The following is a 15,072-nucleotide window of genomic DNA, read 5'->3' as shown; positions in this document are numbered from 1 at the left end:
CGGGACGGCCGGACAGCCGGGGCCGCATGCGGTAGACCTCATGCGGCGCAATTCCCCCAGCGTGTCGGTCAGCCCGCACTTTCCGGCCGGCCGGCCTTCTGCCACGAGTAGCCCGGCGAGCGCCATGCGTCCCGGTCCCTGTCCCGCCCGGTGATCGCCTGCGGTTCCTGCTGCTCCCCCGCCGGCGCCCCGGCCCCCGGAGCCTCGGCAGCACTTGCTGTACCGGCTGTCCCACCGGCACCCGCCCGCGCAGCCCCGTCCCCCATCCCTGCGGCCCCGCTCATCCCCGCAGCTTCCCCCGTCCCCTCATCGCTCCAGTGCCGCAGCGCGCCCGCCTCCATGCGGATCTGGCCGCTCAGCGTCTCCAGGTCGTCGTCGGCGAAGCGCCGGGCGCGGTCCTGGGCGGCGAAGCGCAGCGAGTCCGCGGAGTCCTTGACGCGGGCCGTGCGTTCGCGGAGCTCGGGCAGGCGGGCCGTGATCCGGGCCTTGTCCGGCTCGGTCTCCAGCCGCTTGAGCTCGTCGTCCAGCTCGCGGCCGTGGGCACTGAGGCGCTGGAAGAGGGCGAGCGCCTCGGAGAGCGAGGGGTCCTCGGGGGCGGCGGTCTGCAGGGCGTCCTGCGTGGCGCGCATCGACGTGCGCAGCGAGAGGCGCAGCTGTGCGACCTCCCCGGCCGCGCCGGGCTGGGCGAACTGCCTGGCCTTGAGGCGGGTGTCCTCGACCGTGCGCCGCGCCTGGTGGACCGTGCGGTCCACGCCGCGCTTGACCGCCCGCACCGTCCTGACCGTGGCGATCACTGCCAGCGCGACGAGGACCGCGAAGATCAGTGCGACGATCACGGCCACGGCTTCCATGACGCTCCTCGGGACGGTGTGGGGACGGCGTCCGCCGTCTCCCCTCCACCGTAAACGGCACGGGCAGGCCGCGGGTTCCGAACGAACCCCCAACCTGCCCGTAGGGAAGAACCCTCAGTGGCCGGACCGGCCCCGGACCGGCCCCGGGCCGGTCCCGGACCGGCCCTGACCGGAAAGGACCCGGACCTTACGCCGGGACGATGTTCACCAGCTTCGGCGCCCGCACGATGACCTTGCGGATGCCCGCGCCGCCCAGCGCCGCGACGACCGCCGGGTCGGCCAGCGCGGCCTTCTCCAGCTCCACGTCGGAGATGGACGGCGGGACCTCCAGGCGCGCCTTGACCTTGCCCTTGATCTGGACGACGCAGGTCACGGCCTCGTCGACCAGGTAAGCCGGGTCGGCGACGGGGAAGTCCGCGTGCACCACGGAGCCGGAGCGGCCGAGCTTGTGCCACAGCTCCTCGGCGATGTGCGGGGCCAGCGGCGCGATCAGCGGCACCATGGCCTCGGCGACGGACCGCGGGACCTCGCTCAGCTTGGTCACGTGGTTGTTCAGCTCGGTGATCTTGGCGATGGCGGTGTTGAAGCGCAGGTTCGCCAGGTCCTGGCCGACGCCGTCGACCGCCTTGTGCAGGGCGCGCAGCGTCGCCTCGTCGGCCTCGGAGTCCACGACGGTGACCTCGCCGGTGGCCTCGTCGACGACGTTGCGCCACAGGCGCTGCAGCAGCCGGTACTGGCCGATGACGGCGCGGGTGTCCCAGGGGCGGGAGACGTCCAGCGGGCCCATCGCCATCTCGTAGAGGCGCAGGGTGTCGGCGCCGTACTCGGCGCAGATCTCGTCCGGCGTGACGGCGTTCTTCAGGGACTTGCCCATCTTGCCGAGCAGCCGGCTGACCTTCTCGCCCTGGTAGTAGTACGCGCCCTCGCGCTCCTCCACCTCGGTGGCCGGGACGGCGATGCCCCGCGCGTCGCGGTAGACGTACGCCTGGATCATGCCCTGGTTGTAGAGCTTGTGGAACGGCTCGGCCGAGGAGACGTGACCCAGGTCGAAGAGGATCTTCGACCAGAAGCGGGCGTACAGCAGGTGCAGCACGGCGTGCTCGGCACCGCCGACGTACAGGTCGACGCCGCCGTGCGGCTGACCCTCGCGCGGGCCCATCCAGTACTGCTCGGCCTCGGGGGAGACCAGCTGCTCGTCGTTGTGCGGGTCCAGGTAGCGCAGCTCGTACCAGCAGGAGCCGGCCCAGTTGGGCATGGTGTTGGTCTCGCGGCGGTAGCGCTTCGGGCCGTCGCCGAGGTCCAGCGTGACGTTGACCCACTCCTCGTTGCGGGAGAGCGGGGTCTCGGGCTCGGTGTCGGCGTCGTCGGGCTCGAAGGTGCGCGGCGAGTAGTCCTCGACCTCGGGCAGCTCCAGCGGCAGCATCGACTCGGGCAGCGAGTGGGCGACGCCCTGCTCGTCGTAGACGATCGGGAAGGGCTCGCCCCAGTAGCGCTGGCGGCTGAAGAGCCAGTCGCGCAGACGGTAGTTGACGGTGGCCTCGCCGATGCCCTGCTCGGTCAGCCACGCGGCCATGCGGGCCTTCGCGTCGTTCACGACCAGGCCGTCCAGGGAGACGCCCTCCCCGGCCGAGTTGATGATCTCGGCGTCGTACGAGTCGAAGGACTCGGCCCAGGCGGCCGGGTCGGTGCCGCGGTCGTCGGCCGGCTGCACGACGCAGCGCATCGGCAGGTCGAAGGCGCGCGCGAAGGCGAAGTCGCGGCTGTCGTGCGCGGGGACGGCCATGATCGCGCCGGTGCCGTAGCCCATGAGGACGTAGTCGGCGGTGAAGACGGGCAGCTTGTCGCCGCTGACCGGGTTGATCGCGTAGACGCCGGTGAAGACGCCGGTCTTCTCCTTGGCGTCGGCCTGGCGCTCGACGTCGGACTTGGCGGCGGCCTCCTTGCGGTAGGCGGCGACGGCCTCGGCCGGGGTGGCGTGCCCGCCGGTCCAGTCCTCGTGGGTGCCCTCGGGCCAGGCGGCCGGGATGGCGGAGCGGTGCGCCTCGTCCTCGGTCACCAGCTGGTGCTCGGGCGCGACGACCAGGTAGGTGGCGCCGAAGAGGGTGTCCTGGCGGGTGGTGAAGACGGTGACCTTGGCGTCCGCGTGACCCTCGACGGCGAAGTCGACGCGGGCGCCGACGCTGCGGCCGATCCAGTTGCGCTGCTGGAGCTTGATGGCCTCGGGCCAGTCCAGGGCGTCCAGGTCCTCCAGCAGGCGGTCCGCGTACGCGGTGATCCGCATGTTCCACTGGCGCAGCTTGGACTTGAAGACGGGGAAGTTGCCGCGCTCGGAGCGGCCGTCCGCGGTGACCTCCTCGTTGGCCAGCACGGTGCCCAGGCCGGGGCACCAGTTGACGGGCGCGTCGGAGGCGTAGGCCAGGCGGTAGCCGCCCAGGACGTCCTCGCGCTCGGCGGCGCTCAGCTCGCTCCACGCGCGCGTGCCCGGGACCTCGCGCCGGCCGCTCTCGAACTGCTCGACCAGCTCGGCGATCGGGCGGGCCTTCTTCGCCTCCTCGTCGTACCAGGAGTTGAAGATCTGCAGGAAGATCCACTGGGTCCACTTGTAGTAGGCCGGGTCGATCGTCTCGAACGAGCGGCGCTTGTCGTGGCCCAGGCCCAGGCGGCGCAGCTGCGCCTTCATGTTGACGATGTTGGCCTCGGTGGAGACCCGCGGGTGGGTGCCGGTCTGCACGGCGTACTGCTCGGCGGGCAGGCCGAAGGCGTCGAAGCCCAGGGTGTGCAGGACGTTGTGCCCGGTCATGCGGTGGTAGCGCGCGTAGACGTCGGTGGCGATGTAGCCGAGCGGGTGGCCGACGTGCAGGCCCGCACCCGAGGGGTACGGGAACATGTCCATGATGAACTTCTTGGGGCGTGCCACGACCGCCGGGTCGCCCGCCAGGTCACCGCTGGGGTTGGGCGCCTCGTACGTGCCCTCGGCGTCCCAGGCGTCCTGCCAGCGTGCCTCGATGTCGGCGGCCAGCGCGGCCGTGTAGCGGTGCGGGGCAGCCACCTCGGCGGCGGTGTTGGTCTCGCTCATCGTCCTCAAAGCTCCATCGATCGTCGTCGTCTCTACCTGCGGCACCTGCGGAAATGAAAAATCCCCTCGCACAGGAGGGGACGCCGCGCCGATGCCGACCGTGGTCACCGGTCGGTACTGATCAGCGCGGCCCGCTAAGCAGAAGGCGTACGGCACGCATGGAGTCAGATTACCGCAGGGGCCACAGGGCCCGCACCGTCGGTGCGGGCCCTGTGGCCCCGGGTGAGCGCCGTGCCGGCGGGCCTTGTCCGGCGGGTGCGGGCCGTCCGCGGTTGCTCGCGCCCACGCGGCGGAGCCGCATAGGAAACCGCCCCGCGCTCCTTACGGGGCGCGGTTCGCCCTGCTCAGCGCCGGTGCCCCGGCACGTACGACGTCACGTAGGAGTCTCCCGGCGTGCCCACGCCGGTGACGTCGTCGTAGCCGGGAACGGCCGAGAGCGAGCTGTCGCCGCCGAGGCTGCGCAGCGTGGTGACCAGGCCGTCCTTGGCGTCCACGCTGTTCTTGTAGTCGACGCGGACGACGCCGATGCCCTGGCCCTTGCCGAGCGGGTGGTCGGTGACGTCGTGGTAGGCGGCGGTGCCGTACCGGTCGTAGATGGCGGGGTTGGCAAAGCCGATCGGCACGCCGTGGCGGGCCTGCTGGGCGAGCGCCTGGACGCCGGCGATCACCGGGGCGGCGAGGGAGGTGCCGCCGATGCGGTACTCGTCGTACTTCACCGAGCCGTCGGGGAAGGTCTGGGTCTGGCCGACGAGGAAGCCGGTGCTGGAGTCGGCGACGGCCGCGATGTCGGGCCCGACGCGCATGGGGGTGCTGCCGCCCGCCTTGGCGAGGGCGTCGGGGACGACGCCGCGCTGGTAGAACGGCTGCTGGTGGATCTTGCTGGTGCCGCCGCCGGCGCCGCCCGTGAAGACCGACCCCTCCCAGCTCAGGCCGTCCTTGGAGAGCTCCGCCTTGTGGGTGCCCCAGCCGGTCTCCCACAAGTACTTGTCGCCCTTGCCGACGGCGAGGGAGGTGCCGCCGACCGAGGTGACCCACGGGGAGTTGGCGGGCGTGTCGGCCTGCTTGGTGCCGTGCTTGGCGACGTTGTCGCCGTCGTCGCCGGAGGAGAAGTAGAAGCCGATGCCCTCGACGGCGCCGGTCTGGAAGACCTGGTCGTAGGCAGCGGCCACGTCCGGGGTCTCGTTGCTCTCGACGTCGCCCCAGGAGTTGGAGACGATGTCCGCGAGCCGCCCGTCGACGATCTTGTGCAGGGCGTCGATCAGGTCGTCGTCCTGGCAGGAGGCGCCGGCGACGTAGACGATGCCGGCGTCCGGGGCGACGGCGTGGGCGGCCTCGATGTCGAGGGTCTCCTCGCCGTACCAGCCGGAGGCGTCGCACTCCTTCTCGCCGGTGTGCGTCCAGCCGGCGGGCAGCACCTGGGAGTACTGGCCCTTGCTCCAGCTCTTGTCGCCGTTGCGCTTGGCGTACTGCTGGACGTCCTGGGCGATGGTCGGGGAGGCGTAGGCGTCGGTGATGGCGATCGTGACGCCCTTGCCGGTGAAGTTCTTCGCCCCGTACGCGGCGCGCAGCTGCTTGCCCGTGTAGCCCTTGATCGCGTACGGCGCGTGGGAGCCGTAGGCGGACGGCAGGCTCTTGTTCACGTTCGAGCCGTAGTACGTGGAGAACGGGCCGGCGTTGCGGAAGGCGGCCGACGGGCCGGGAAGGGTCTCGCGGTGCTTGGCCAGGCGCGGGGCGTCGTTCAGGCCCACGACGGTCAGGACGGCGCCGTCGAGCGCGGCGGGAACGGAGGCCGTGGTGGAGGGCGCGTGGTAGGTGCGGCCGTCTTTGACGTAGCGGTGCAGCTCGGTGCCGAAGGCCTTCCTGGCCGCGGCGGCGTCGCCGGTTACGGTGACGTAGTGGTCGTTGGTGCCGGTCACCTTCAGGCCGGAGGAGGTCAGCCAGCCGGTGACCCCGGCTATCTGTTCCTTCGTCGCCGCGAATCGTTCCTTCGCCTGGCGCGCCGTCAAGTACTTGCCGTACGAGGCGGACGCCGGGTCGGAGACGGCCCGGGCGTAGGCGGCGAGGCCCTTGGCGTCGCGGCCGGCGAGGTAGACGCGGGCGGTGACCTTCTCCGACGCGTCGGCCGTGCCGCGGTCGGCCGAGGGCGTCGCCCACAGCGGCTTGGTGCCCGCCAGCGCCTGCCGGTCGTGCGGCCCGGGCCCTGCCTGGGCCGCCAGGGCGGTGGGCGTGCCGAGCGCGAGCGCCCCGGCGGCCAGCGGCAGCGCTGCCGCCAGGGCCAGTCCGGCGCGCACACGGGAGCGGCTTGATCTCATGGAACCCCCTGCGAAACGAGTGGTCGCAAACAGCGGGGCGTGCTGGCATGAGCACGCCCACAGTGCGTCACTCTTTCGGCGAACTCCTCAACCGTGGGGCATGAGTTCGTCAAGAAGAGATCAAGGAGGCGCCGGAGAGACCGGCAGGGGCAAAAGACCCGACGTTAGCAGTGGTGAGGCCCCTCGCACCGGGGTTGCGCGAAGCGGACCGCACGCCGCCGGTGGGCTCCCTACGGTGCCGAGCCATGGACCTCCTCCACCTGCTCGCATTCCCCGACCGCACCGGTGACGCCGTCGCTCCGGGCCGGGCCCGGTGAGCCCGGCGCTCCCCGAACAGCCGGCCGTCCTCGCCCTCGGCCGCCCGCGCCTGCTGGCCGGGCTGGACCGGGCGGCCCGGCTCGACCGCAGCGCCCACCTGTCGGTCCACGGCTCGCTCCCCCAGCACACCGAGGCGCAGCTGACGGCCCTCGCGGAGGCGGTCGCGCTGCGCGGCCGGGGCGGCGCGGGCTTCCCCTTCGCGCGCAAGCTCCAAGCGGTGAGGCAGGCGGTGCGGCGGCGCGGCGCGGCCCCCGCCGTGGTGGTCAACGGCTGCGAGGGCGACCCGTCCAGCCGCAAGGACGCGGTGCTGCTCGCGCGGGCCCCGCACCTGGTGCTGGACGGGGCACTGCTGACGGCGGCGGCCCTCGGCGCGGGCTCCGTGGTGGTCGGGGTGACCCGGGCGGCGGCCGAGGCCTCGGTGCGCGAGGCGCTGGCCGAGCGGGGGCTCGCCGACCGGCGGGCCCGGTCCGTACGGGCCCGGGTGGTGCGCCTGCCCGAGCGGCTGGTGTCGGGCGAGTCCTCGGCGCTGCTGCGGGCCGCCGACGGCGGGCTGCCGCTGCCGCCCGGGCGGCACGACCGGGCCTCGCGCGAGGGCCTGGGCGGCGCGCCGACGCTGCTGTCCAACGCGGAGACGTTCGCCCAACTCGCCCTCGCCGCCCGCCTGGGCGCCGAGGGCTACGCGGCCACGGGCGCCCCGGGCGATCCGGGCACCCTGCTGCTGACCGTCTCGGGCGCGGTGCCCGAGCCGCAGGTCGTGGAGGTGCCGGGCGGCGTGCCGCTCGCGTACGTGCTGAAGGTGTGCGGCGCCGCTCCCGCCCCGCAGGGGGTGCTGACGGGCGGCTGCCACGGCGCGTGGCTGGACACGGCGACGGCAGCCCGGGCCCGGGTCTCCTACGGGGGCCTCGCGGAGTGCGGCGGGGCCCTCGGGGTGGGTGCCGTGCTGGCGCTGCCCGCGGACACCTGCCCGCTGGGCGAGACCGTACGGGCCGCGCACTGGCTGGCCGCCGAGTCGGCCGGGCAGTGCGGGCCGTGCCGGTCCGGGCTGCCGTCGCTCGCCGGGGCGCTCGCGGACGTGGCGGCGGGCGCCGGCCAGGGCGCCCTGGAGCGCGTGCGGGAGGCGGCCGGGGCGGTGCGGGGCCGCGGGGCGTGCGGGCACCCGGACGGCGCGGCACGGTTCGTCCTGAGCGCGCTGTCGGCCTTCACCGACGACCTGGCGGCGCACGTCCTGAACGGCGGCTGCGGGCGCCCCACGGCCGGGGTGCTACCGCTGCCCTCGGGCGCCGGCGCGGACGCCGCCGCGGACGGCCCGCGACGCGTGGAGCGGCTGGCGGTGGACTGGACGCTGTGCGAGGGGCACGGGCTGTGCGCGGGCCTGCTGCCCCAGCTCGTACGGATCGGGCCGGACGGCTATCCCTCGCTCGCGGACGCGGGGGTGCCGGACCACCTGCGGGGCCGGGCGCAGCGGGCCGTGCGCCGCTGCCCGGCGCTGGCCCTGAGACTCGACAAGGAGCAGCTCGGCAAGGAGCGCTGAGCGCACGAAAAAGCGGGCCGCCCGTTTCCGGACGACCCGCTTATCTCCTGTGGAGCTAAGGAGAATTGAACTCCTGACCTCCTGCATGCCATGCAGGCGCTCTACCAACTGAGCTATAGCCCCTTGCGATGCTCGCCGCCGGGTTTCCCTTTCCGGTTCCCCTGGCGACATCGACAACATTACACGGACACCCCCTCCACCTGCCAAATCGGCTGCCCACCGGCGCCGGGAAGCCGGGCGAATGGGATAACATCGCCCCCTATTCGTCCGATTTGTCAGCATCACGCCTCACCCCTCACTCCTCACCTCCTCGTTTTGTCACTCGTGGAACCGGAGCGCTCCTCGTGACAGCCTGGCCCGGCCGCCCCGGCCGCCGCAGCACCCTGGCCGCCGCCGCGGGCTGTCTGGTCTCCTTCGGTCTCTTCCTCCTCGCCCAGCGGGCCTCCCACGTCGCCTCCATCGACGTCCTCGTCTACCGCGCCGAGGGCTGGACCGTCCGCACCGGCGGCGACCTCTACGCGATGCGCGCCACGCACCGCGGCCTGCCCGCCACCTACCCGCCCTTCGCGGCGCTCCTGTTCACCGCCCTCACCCTGCCCGGCACGACCGCGCTGCGCGTCCTCACCGAGCTCGTCAACCTCGGCCTGCTGCTCGCCCTCACCCACCTCTCCGTACGGCTCGTCGACGGCCGCCCGCGGGCCGCCGTGACGCTCACGGCCGCCGCCCTGTGCGTCTGGTGCGAGCCCGTCTGGCAGACCCTGCGCAACGGCCAGGTCAACCTCCTCGTCGCCGTCCTGGTGCTGTGGGACCTGACGCGGCCGGCCGGGCACCGCTGGGCGGGCCTCGGCACCGGCCTCGCGACGGGCATCAAGCTCACCCCCGCCCTGTTCGTCGTCCACCTGGCCGCCACGGGCCTGGCCCGCCGGGCGGACGGCGGGGCGTGGCTGCGCCGGGCGGCCGTCGCCACCGCCGCCTTCGGCGGCACGGCGGCACTCGCCGCGCTGGCCCTGCCGCACGACTCGCGCCGCTTCTGGACCGACGCCGTCTTCGCCGCCGAGCGGGTGGGCCACGCCGAGGACACCGCCAACCAGTCGCTGCGCGGCGTCCTCGCCCGGCTGCTGCACACCGGCGACCCCGGCCCGTGGTGGGCGGTCGCCGCGGCGGCCGTCACCGTCCTCGGCCTGGCCGTGGCCGTACGAACCCGGCGCGTGGGGCCGCGGGGCGCCGCCTGGGGCGCCCTGTCCTGCGCGGCCACCGCGCTGCTCGTCAGCCCCGTCTCTTGGTCGCACCACTGGGTGTGGTGCGTGCCGGCCGGGCTGCTGCTCGCCCGCGAGGCGGCCGAGCGCCGCAGCCCCGCCTGGTGGGCGGGGACCGCGGCGGCCGCCGTGCTGTTCTGCTCGTACGTGCTGTGGCGGGTCCCGCACAGCGTCGAGGGCCGGCCCGAACTCCACCAGAGCGGCGGCCAGATGCTGCTCGACGCCGGCTACCCGGCGGCCGCGGCGGCCTTCCTCGCCCTGGCCGCCCTGCGATGCGCCGGCACCGGCGGCGGCGTCAGCCCGAGTGACCGCCGTGGCCGTGGCCGCCGTGCTCCCCGTGGTGGAACTTCAGTACCTCGCCCGGCATCACCACGAACGGACGCATCATCCCCATGTCCTCGTGCTCCAGCAGGTGGCAGTGGTACATGAACCGGCCGCGCGCACCGCGGAAGCGGCCGATCACGTTCACCATCTGCCCGGCGGGCACCTGGATCACGTCCTTCCAGCCCGCGTCGCCGTCCGGCACCGGCGCCGTCCCCCCGTGCTCCAGCGGCGACAGCGTGCCGCCCAGGGCCGTGTCGAACGGGCTCTCCGGGCCCGCCGGGTAGAGGTCCCGGCTCAGCACCTGAAAGTCGATCAGGTGGATGTGCATGGGGTGCGTGGGACCGCCCAGATTGAGGAAGCTCCACTGCTCCCAGCCGTCGTAGGTGACCATAAAGCCCAGCGCGTCGTCGAAGGTCCGGGCGGTCCTGCGGTACGTGCGCAGCTTGCCGTCCGCGCCCTTGACCTGGATCACGCCCTCACCCGGGATCTGCACGTCCCCGGGCTCGGCCTTCCGCATCTCCCACATGCCCGGGTGGGCGTTCCCCGCCGTGCCGGGCGGGACCAGCGCGATCAGCCGGTGCTCGTGCCCGGGCGCCGTGTCATGGGTGATCCGCTCGAAGGAGCTGGAGATCACCGGCGGCAGCACGAACGGGTCGTCCTCCTCGTCGTCCGCCACCCGGAACTCCATGACCTGCGGGTACACGACCCCCGGCGCCTCGTTGACCAGGCGGACGCGGCGACCCCGCAGCAGGCCGAAGTTGATCAGCACGTCCATCCGCTCGGCGGGCGCCACGGACAGCGGCCCGTCCAGCGGCAGGGGGCGCGGCAGCAGCCCGCCGTCCGTGCCGATCCGCCAGGCCGCTCCCCGCACCGGCGCGCCCGTCTCGTCGTCCACCAGCCGGAGGTCGTAGGTGCGGGCGTTGGAGGCGTTGAGCAGCCGGAAGCGGTACCACCGCGCCGTCACGTCCAGATGCGGCCAGATGACGCCGTTGACAAGGGTGTACGGGCCGTTGAAGGCCCGGGTGACGTTCTTTCCCTGCGCGTCCTTGCCGACGATCACGGTCTTGTGGAGCAGCCGTCCGGACAGCCTGCCGTCCGGGTCCGTGTCGAGGTTGCGGTCCTGGACGATCAGCGGGATCTCGTGCCCGCCCGAGGGCAGGTGCAGGGCGTCCTCCTCGTCGTCCCGCACGAGGTACATCCCCGCCAGGCCCGCGAAGACGTTCCACCGGGTGATATCCATGGCGTGGTCGTGGTACCACCAGGCAACCGCGCGGTGGTCGTTGGGATATTCGGAGAGCTGGCTGTCACCGGGCGCGACGGCGTTCTCGGACCAGCCGTCGTTGCCGCCGCCGGTGGGCGCGCCGTGCAGGTGGGTGACCGTCCACGGCGGCAGCGCGGCGACGTCGGCCAGCGGTGCGGCCCCGCCGCGGCCGGGCAGCGTGTCGGGCACCGGCGCGCCGGGCGCCTGCGAGGCCTCCACGGCGGTCACCGGGTGGGGCCCGGTGAGGCGGTTGCTCCAGGTGACGCGCAGCCGGCGGCCGCGGCGCACCTCGATCGTCGGCCCCGGGACGTGGCCCTCGTAGGCCCATACGCGGGTGGGCGGCAGCTGTGAGTGCAGCCGGACCCAGGTGGCGGTCTGTTCGATCTCGATGCCGTGGAGCGCTTCGGTCCGGCCGGGCCGGAGCACCGGCGGAACGCGCAGGGCGTCGAGGAAGGGTGTGAGTTCGGCCACGGGCGCTTCGGAGCCCTCTCCGGAGCCGGCCGGGCTGACGACTGTTTCGGTCACGCGGTGTCCTCCGCATGCTTCCCCCGTGCCGCCGGCCGTTCCCGGCGGCAGCTTCACCCCTCAGGACGTGTCCGCCTCCCCGGGGGGTTGCCCCGGCGTGCGCGGCCCTCAGGCTGTCGCGAAGGAGTAGAAGCGCTTCAGGGCGCAGTGCTCGTCCAGCAGCCGGCCGTAGATCGGCTCGCCCTCCAGCTCGCGGTAGGTCTCGATGGGGTCGCCTTTTATGATCAGCGCCCGTGCGCACTCCACGCACCAGTACTGGTAGGCCGAGTTGAGCGGTTCCATGTCTCGGACGATCGGCGTGCCGCTGCCGCACCAGTCGCACTTCCGGCTGTGAGCACCCATGGGTCAGCCGTTCCCTCCCCTTCGGCTCGTCCTCCGCTCCCGACAGCCGGATTCTGCCACGGGAATGTGCCGGTAAAGCAAACGATCCCGCCTCCGGTGACGGAGACGGGATCATTTCGAACTGTGGAGCTAAGGAGAATTGAACTCCTGACCTCCTGCATGCCATGCAGGCGCTCTACCAACTGAGCTATAGCCCCGCTGTTCTCAGGTCTTCCGGCGTTTCCCCCGGCGTTCCCCGCGAACAAGAAGAACTTTAGCCTGCCACCTGCCCCGATGTGAAATCCGGGCCCGGGGCGCCCCGGCGGCGCTCAGTCGTCGTCGCCGAGGACCGGCTCGGGGAGCGTTCCCGCGTTGTGCTCCAGCAGGCGCCAGCCGCGCGCACCCTCGCCCAGCACGGACCAGCAGCAGTTGGTGAGGCCGCCCAGCGCCTCCCACGACCGGGACTCCAGCTGGAGCAGCCGGCCGATGGTGGTGCGGATGGTGCCGCCGTGGCTGACGACGACGAGCGTGCCGTCCTCGGGCAGCTTCCCAGCCTGCTCCAGGACGACCGGGGCGGCCCGGTCGGCGACCTCGGTCTCCAGCTCGCCGCCGCCGCGCCGGACCGGCTCGCCGCGCTTCCACGCCGTGTACTCCTCGCCGTACCGCGCGATGATCTCCTCGTGCGTGAGGCCCTGCCACACGCCCGCGTACGTCTCGCGCAGCTCGGAGTGGTGGCTGACCTCCAGGCCGGTGACCGCGGCGAGCTCCGCCGCCGTCGCCGCGGCCCGCTGGAGGTCCGAGGCGATGATGGCGTCCGGCCGGAGCCCGGCCAGCAGCCGGGCGGCCCGGCGCGCCTGCGCGACGCCGGTCCCGGTCAGCTCGATGTCCGTGGAGCCCTGGAAGCGGCGCTCCAGGTTCCAGGCGGTCTGGCCGTGCCGCCACAGGACGATGCGGCGGCCGCTGCTCTTGCTGGTCAGCTCAGCTCACCGGCCCGCGTCGTCGAAGCCCTCGCCGGCCTCCGCGGCCCGGGCCCGGGCGTGCTCCTCGCCCTTGCCGCGGGTGGCGGCGGCGTCGGCGGGCAGCTCGATCTCCGGGCAGTCCTTCCACAGCCGCTCCAGGGCGTAGTAGACGCGCTCCTCGCTGTGCTGCACGTGGACGACGATGTCGACGTAGTCCAGCAGCACCCAGCGGGCGTCACGGTCGCCCTCGCGGCGCACCGGCTTGGCGCCGAGCTCCTTGAGCAGGTGCTCCTCGATCTCGTCGACGATCGACTTGACCTGGCGGTCGTTGGGGGCCGAGGCCAGCAGGAAGGCGTCGGTGATCGACAGTACGTCGCTGACGTCGTACGCGATGATGTCGTGCGCGAGCTTGTCGGCGGCCGCCTGGGCGGCGGCCTTGATGAGCTCGATGGAGCGGTCCGTGGCGGTCACAAGCCATGCTTTCGGTCGAAGGGGGTCAGGTACCCATCAAGGGTCTCACGACCCACCGGTGGCCCTCCTGGGCATTTCGGCGGCCACCGTCCGTGACCGCCGACCGCGGTGTCCCCGCCCCCGTGACCAGCGTGATCAGCCGTGCTCAGCCCTTGTAGTCCTTGCCCAGGACCACGGTGACGTCGGCCGTGCCGGCGTCCTTTGCCTGCTTCACGGCGCCCGCCGGCAGCCCCAGGGTCTTGGCGACCTCCCGGGCCTGCGCCGCCCGCTTCTCGTCCGCGTAGAGCACCGCCGAGGCCGTCTCCGCGGCGCCCGCCGTGCCGCCGTCGATCACGCTGTAGCCGCTGTTGACCAAGGTGATCTGCGCGGAGGTCGCCGCGCCCTTGCCGCCTGTGGCGTTCTTCACGCTCACCCGGGGCGCCGCGTTCGGGTCGGTGTTGCGCACCGTGCCGCCCAGGACGTCCTTGACGAGCCCGCCGGTGGCCTTCTCGCCGAGGGTGCCGTCCTGCTGCACGGGGAGCACGGAGGTGGCGTACGAGCCCTTCTTGGCCAGCGCCGCGAGGTGGGCCAGGGAGGCGCCCAGCTGCTCGGTGGACAGCGACGGGTCGGGGATCTGCGCCAGCGTCTCCACGGTGCGCGTCGCCGAGGCGCCGTCGGCCGGCATCTTCTTCAGCACCGCCTGCATGACCTGGCCGAACCGGGTGAGCTGCTTGCCCTCGTCCTCGCCGGGCCCCCGGTAGGTGGCGTAGGCCACCGCCATGCGGCCGCTCAGGCTCTGCGCGGTGCCGCGCCGGACCACCGGCCCGTCGCCCTGTTTCTCGCCGGGGACGTCCGTGTCCGTGTCGGCCTCGATGCCGCCGACGAGCTCCACCAGGTTCTCCAGGTAGGGCGTGTCCAGCCGCCAGCTGCCCTTGATGTCGGAGCCCAGCAGCGTGTTCAGGGCGTCCCGGGTCGCGCCGGTGCCGTCGTCCTGGACGGACTTGCCGAGCGTCGTTGCGCCCGCGCCGCCCTCCTTGGCGACGGCCAGGGTGTTCGGCAGCAGGACCGTGGTGCCCTTCCGGGTGGTCTCGTTGTCGACCAGCAAGGCCGTGGAGGAGCCGCCGCCGTGCGTCTGCCGCAGGTGGACGACGATCACGTCGCGCTTCTGCCCGCCGCCGGACGCGGCCGCGCCCTTCTTGTCGTCCGGGCCGCTCAGGAACAGGTAGGCCGCCGCGCCGCCCACCGCGAGGACGAGCACCACGGCGAGCGCCACGATCCGGTTGCGGCCCTTGCGCTTGCGCTCGTCGCGCCGCTCGGTGCGGCTCTCGCTGAACTTGAGCCAGTCGATGACGTCCTCGGAGTCCTCGTCGGGCTCCTCGATGAACGAGAACTGCTCGGTGCGGTAGTCCGCCGCCGCGGTGGGATCGGCGTCGCTGCCGGGGGCCTGCCCGCCCGGCCCGCCGGACGCGGCCTGCGGACCGGCCGCGGATTCCCGGGGCTGCTGCTCGTACGGCTCGGGGGCCCGCGCTCCGGGCGCCTGGGCACCCTGCCCCCCGGCGTAGGGCGGGCCCGCCTGCCGCGGGATCCACTGCTGCTGGACGGGCTGCTGAACAGGTTGCTGGACGGGCTGCTGAGAGGACTCCTGCGCGGGCATGCCGTACGGGTCGTAGCCGCCCGCCGCGTCGTACCCGCCGTACCCGCCGCCCTGGGCCCCGTGCACGGGCTCCTGCGGAGGATAGGGCTGCTGCTGCACCGGCTGACCGTACGGGTCGTAGACCAGCTCGGGCGCGTCCGGCCGGTACACCGGCTGCCCGTAGGCGTCGTAGCCGTACACCTGCGGCTGGTGTGCGTACGGGTCCTGTCGGTCGTTCACCGGTTCCCCTCGGTA

9 protein-coding genes, 2 tRNA genes and 1 pseudogene are annotated in these 15,072 nt (G+C 73.2%); 2 read left to right on the top strand and 10 right to left on the bottom strand.

Going from position 1 to position 15,072, the window contains the following annotated elements; translation table 11 throughout:
• Positions 1 to 68: 68 nt before the first annotated feature.
• The 3 genes from IF61_RS0113150 to IF61_RS0113140 all read right to left on the bottom strand — a co-directional run bounded on the left by IF61_RS0113150 (position 69) and on the right by IF61_RS0113140 (position 6,239).
• On the bottom strand, positions 69 to 851 hold the full coding sequence (locus IF61_RS0113150) for a hypothetical protein (protein ID WP_030366524.1): 783 nt from the start codon (positions 849 to 851) through the stop codon (positions 69 to 71).
• Positions 852 to 1,038: 187 nt separating this feature from the next.
• Positions 1,039 to 3,927 carry a leucine--tRNA ligase gene (locus IF61_RS0113145; RefSeq protein ID WP_030366523.1) on the bottom strand — a complete coding sequence of 963 codons (2,889 nt, stop codon included), beginning with the start codon at positions 3,925 to 3,927 and terminating at the stop codon, positions 1,039 to 1,041.
• Positions 3,928 to 4,271: 344 nt separating this feature from the next.
• Positions 4,272 to 6,239, bottom strand: a complete 1,968-nt coding sequence (locus IF61_RS0113140) for a S53 family peptidase (protein WP_030366522.1) — start codon at positions 6,237 to 6,239, stop codon at positions 4,272 to 4,274.
• Positions 6,240 to 6,552: 313 nt separating this feature from the next.
• Here IF61_RS0113140 and IF61_RS0113135 point away from each other — a divergent pair, with 313 nt between their 5' ends.
• Complete coding sequence (locus tag IF61_RS0113135; protein ID WP_030366521.1) at positions 6,553 to 8,088, top strand: NADH-quinone oxidoreductase subunit NuoF family protein; 1,536 nt, start codon at positions 6,553 to 6,555, stop codon at positions 8,086 to 8,088.
• Positions 8,089 to 8,138: 50 nt separating this feature from the next.
• Here IF61_RS0113135 and IF61_RS0113130 read toward each other — a convergent pair.
• Positions 8,139 to 8,211, bottom strand: a tRNA-Ala gene (locus IF61_RS0113130).
• 221 nt (positions 8,212 to 8,432) lie between these two features.
• Here IF61_RS0113130 and IF61_RS0113125 point away from each other — a divergent pair.
• Positions 8,433 to 9,617 (top strand): annotated as a pseudogene (locus IF61_RS0113125) (glycosyltransferase 87 family protein); the annotation flags it as partial.
• A 22-nt stretch (positions 9,618 to 9,639) separates the two neighbouring features.
• Here IF61_RS0113125 and phsA read toward each other — a convergent pair.
• From phsA to IF61_RS0113095, 6 genes are all read right to left on the bottom strand, one after another.
• The gene (gene phsA / locus IF61_RS0113120) at positions 9,640 to 11,454 is read right to left on the bottom strand and encodes an O-aminophenol oxidase PhsA (protein WP_030366519.1); all 1,815 of its coding nucleotides are present in this window, start codon (positions 11,452 to 11,454) and stop codon (positions 9,640 to 9,642) included.
• 108 nt (positions 11,455 to 11,562) lie between these two features.
• Positions 11,563 to 11,796: a hypothetical protein gene (locus IF61_RS0113115; protein WP_030366518.1), complete on the bottom strand. Its 234-nt coding sequence runs from the start codon at positions 11,794 to 11,796 to the stop codon at positions 11,563 to 11,565.
• Positions 11,797 to 11,920: 124 nt separating this feature from the next.
• Positions 11,921 to 11,993 (bottom strand) — tRNA-Ala (locus tag IF61_RS0113110).
• Positions 11,994 to 12,104: 111 nt separating this feature from the next.
• Positions 12,105 to 12,752 (bottom strand): histidine phosphatase family protein, encoded by a 648-nt coding sequence (locus IF61_RS0113105; protein WP_030366517.1) that lies wholly within the window; start codon positions 12,750 to 12,752, stop codon positions 12,105 to 12,107.
• Positions 12,753 to 12,758: 6 nt separating this feature from the next.
• Complete coding sequence (gene rsfS, locus IF61_RS0113100) at positions 12,759 to 13,205, bottom strand: ribosome silencing factor (RefSeq protein WP_030366516.1); 447 nt, start codon at positions 13,203 to 13,205, stop codon at positions 12,759 to 12,761.
• Between the two features lie 145 nt (positions 13,206 to 13,350).
• Positions 13,351 to 15,057: an LCP family protein gene (locus IF61_RS0113095; protein ID WP_030366515.1), complete on the bottom strand. Its 1,707-nt coding sequence runs from the start codon at positions 15,055 to 15,057 to the stop codon at positions 13,351 to 13,353.
• Positions 15,058 to 15,072: the final 15 nt, after the last annotated feature.

Source organism: Streptomyces roseoverticillatus, from assembly GCF_000719265.1.
GTDB lineage: Bacteria > Actinomycetota > Actinomycetes > Streptomycetales > Streptomycetaceae > Streptomyces > Streptomyces roseoverticillatus.
This window is presented reverse-complemented; position numbering and strand designations above follow the sequence as displayed.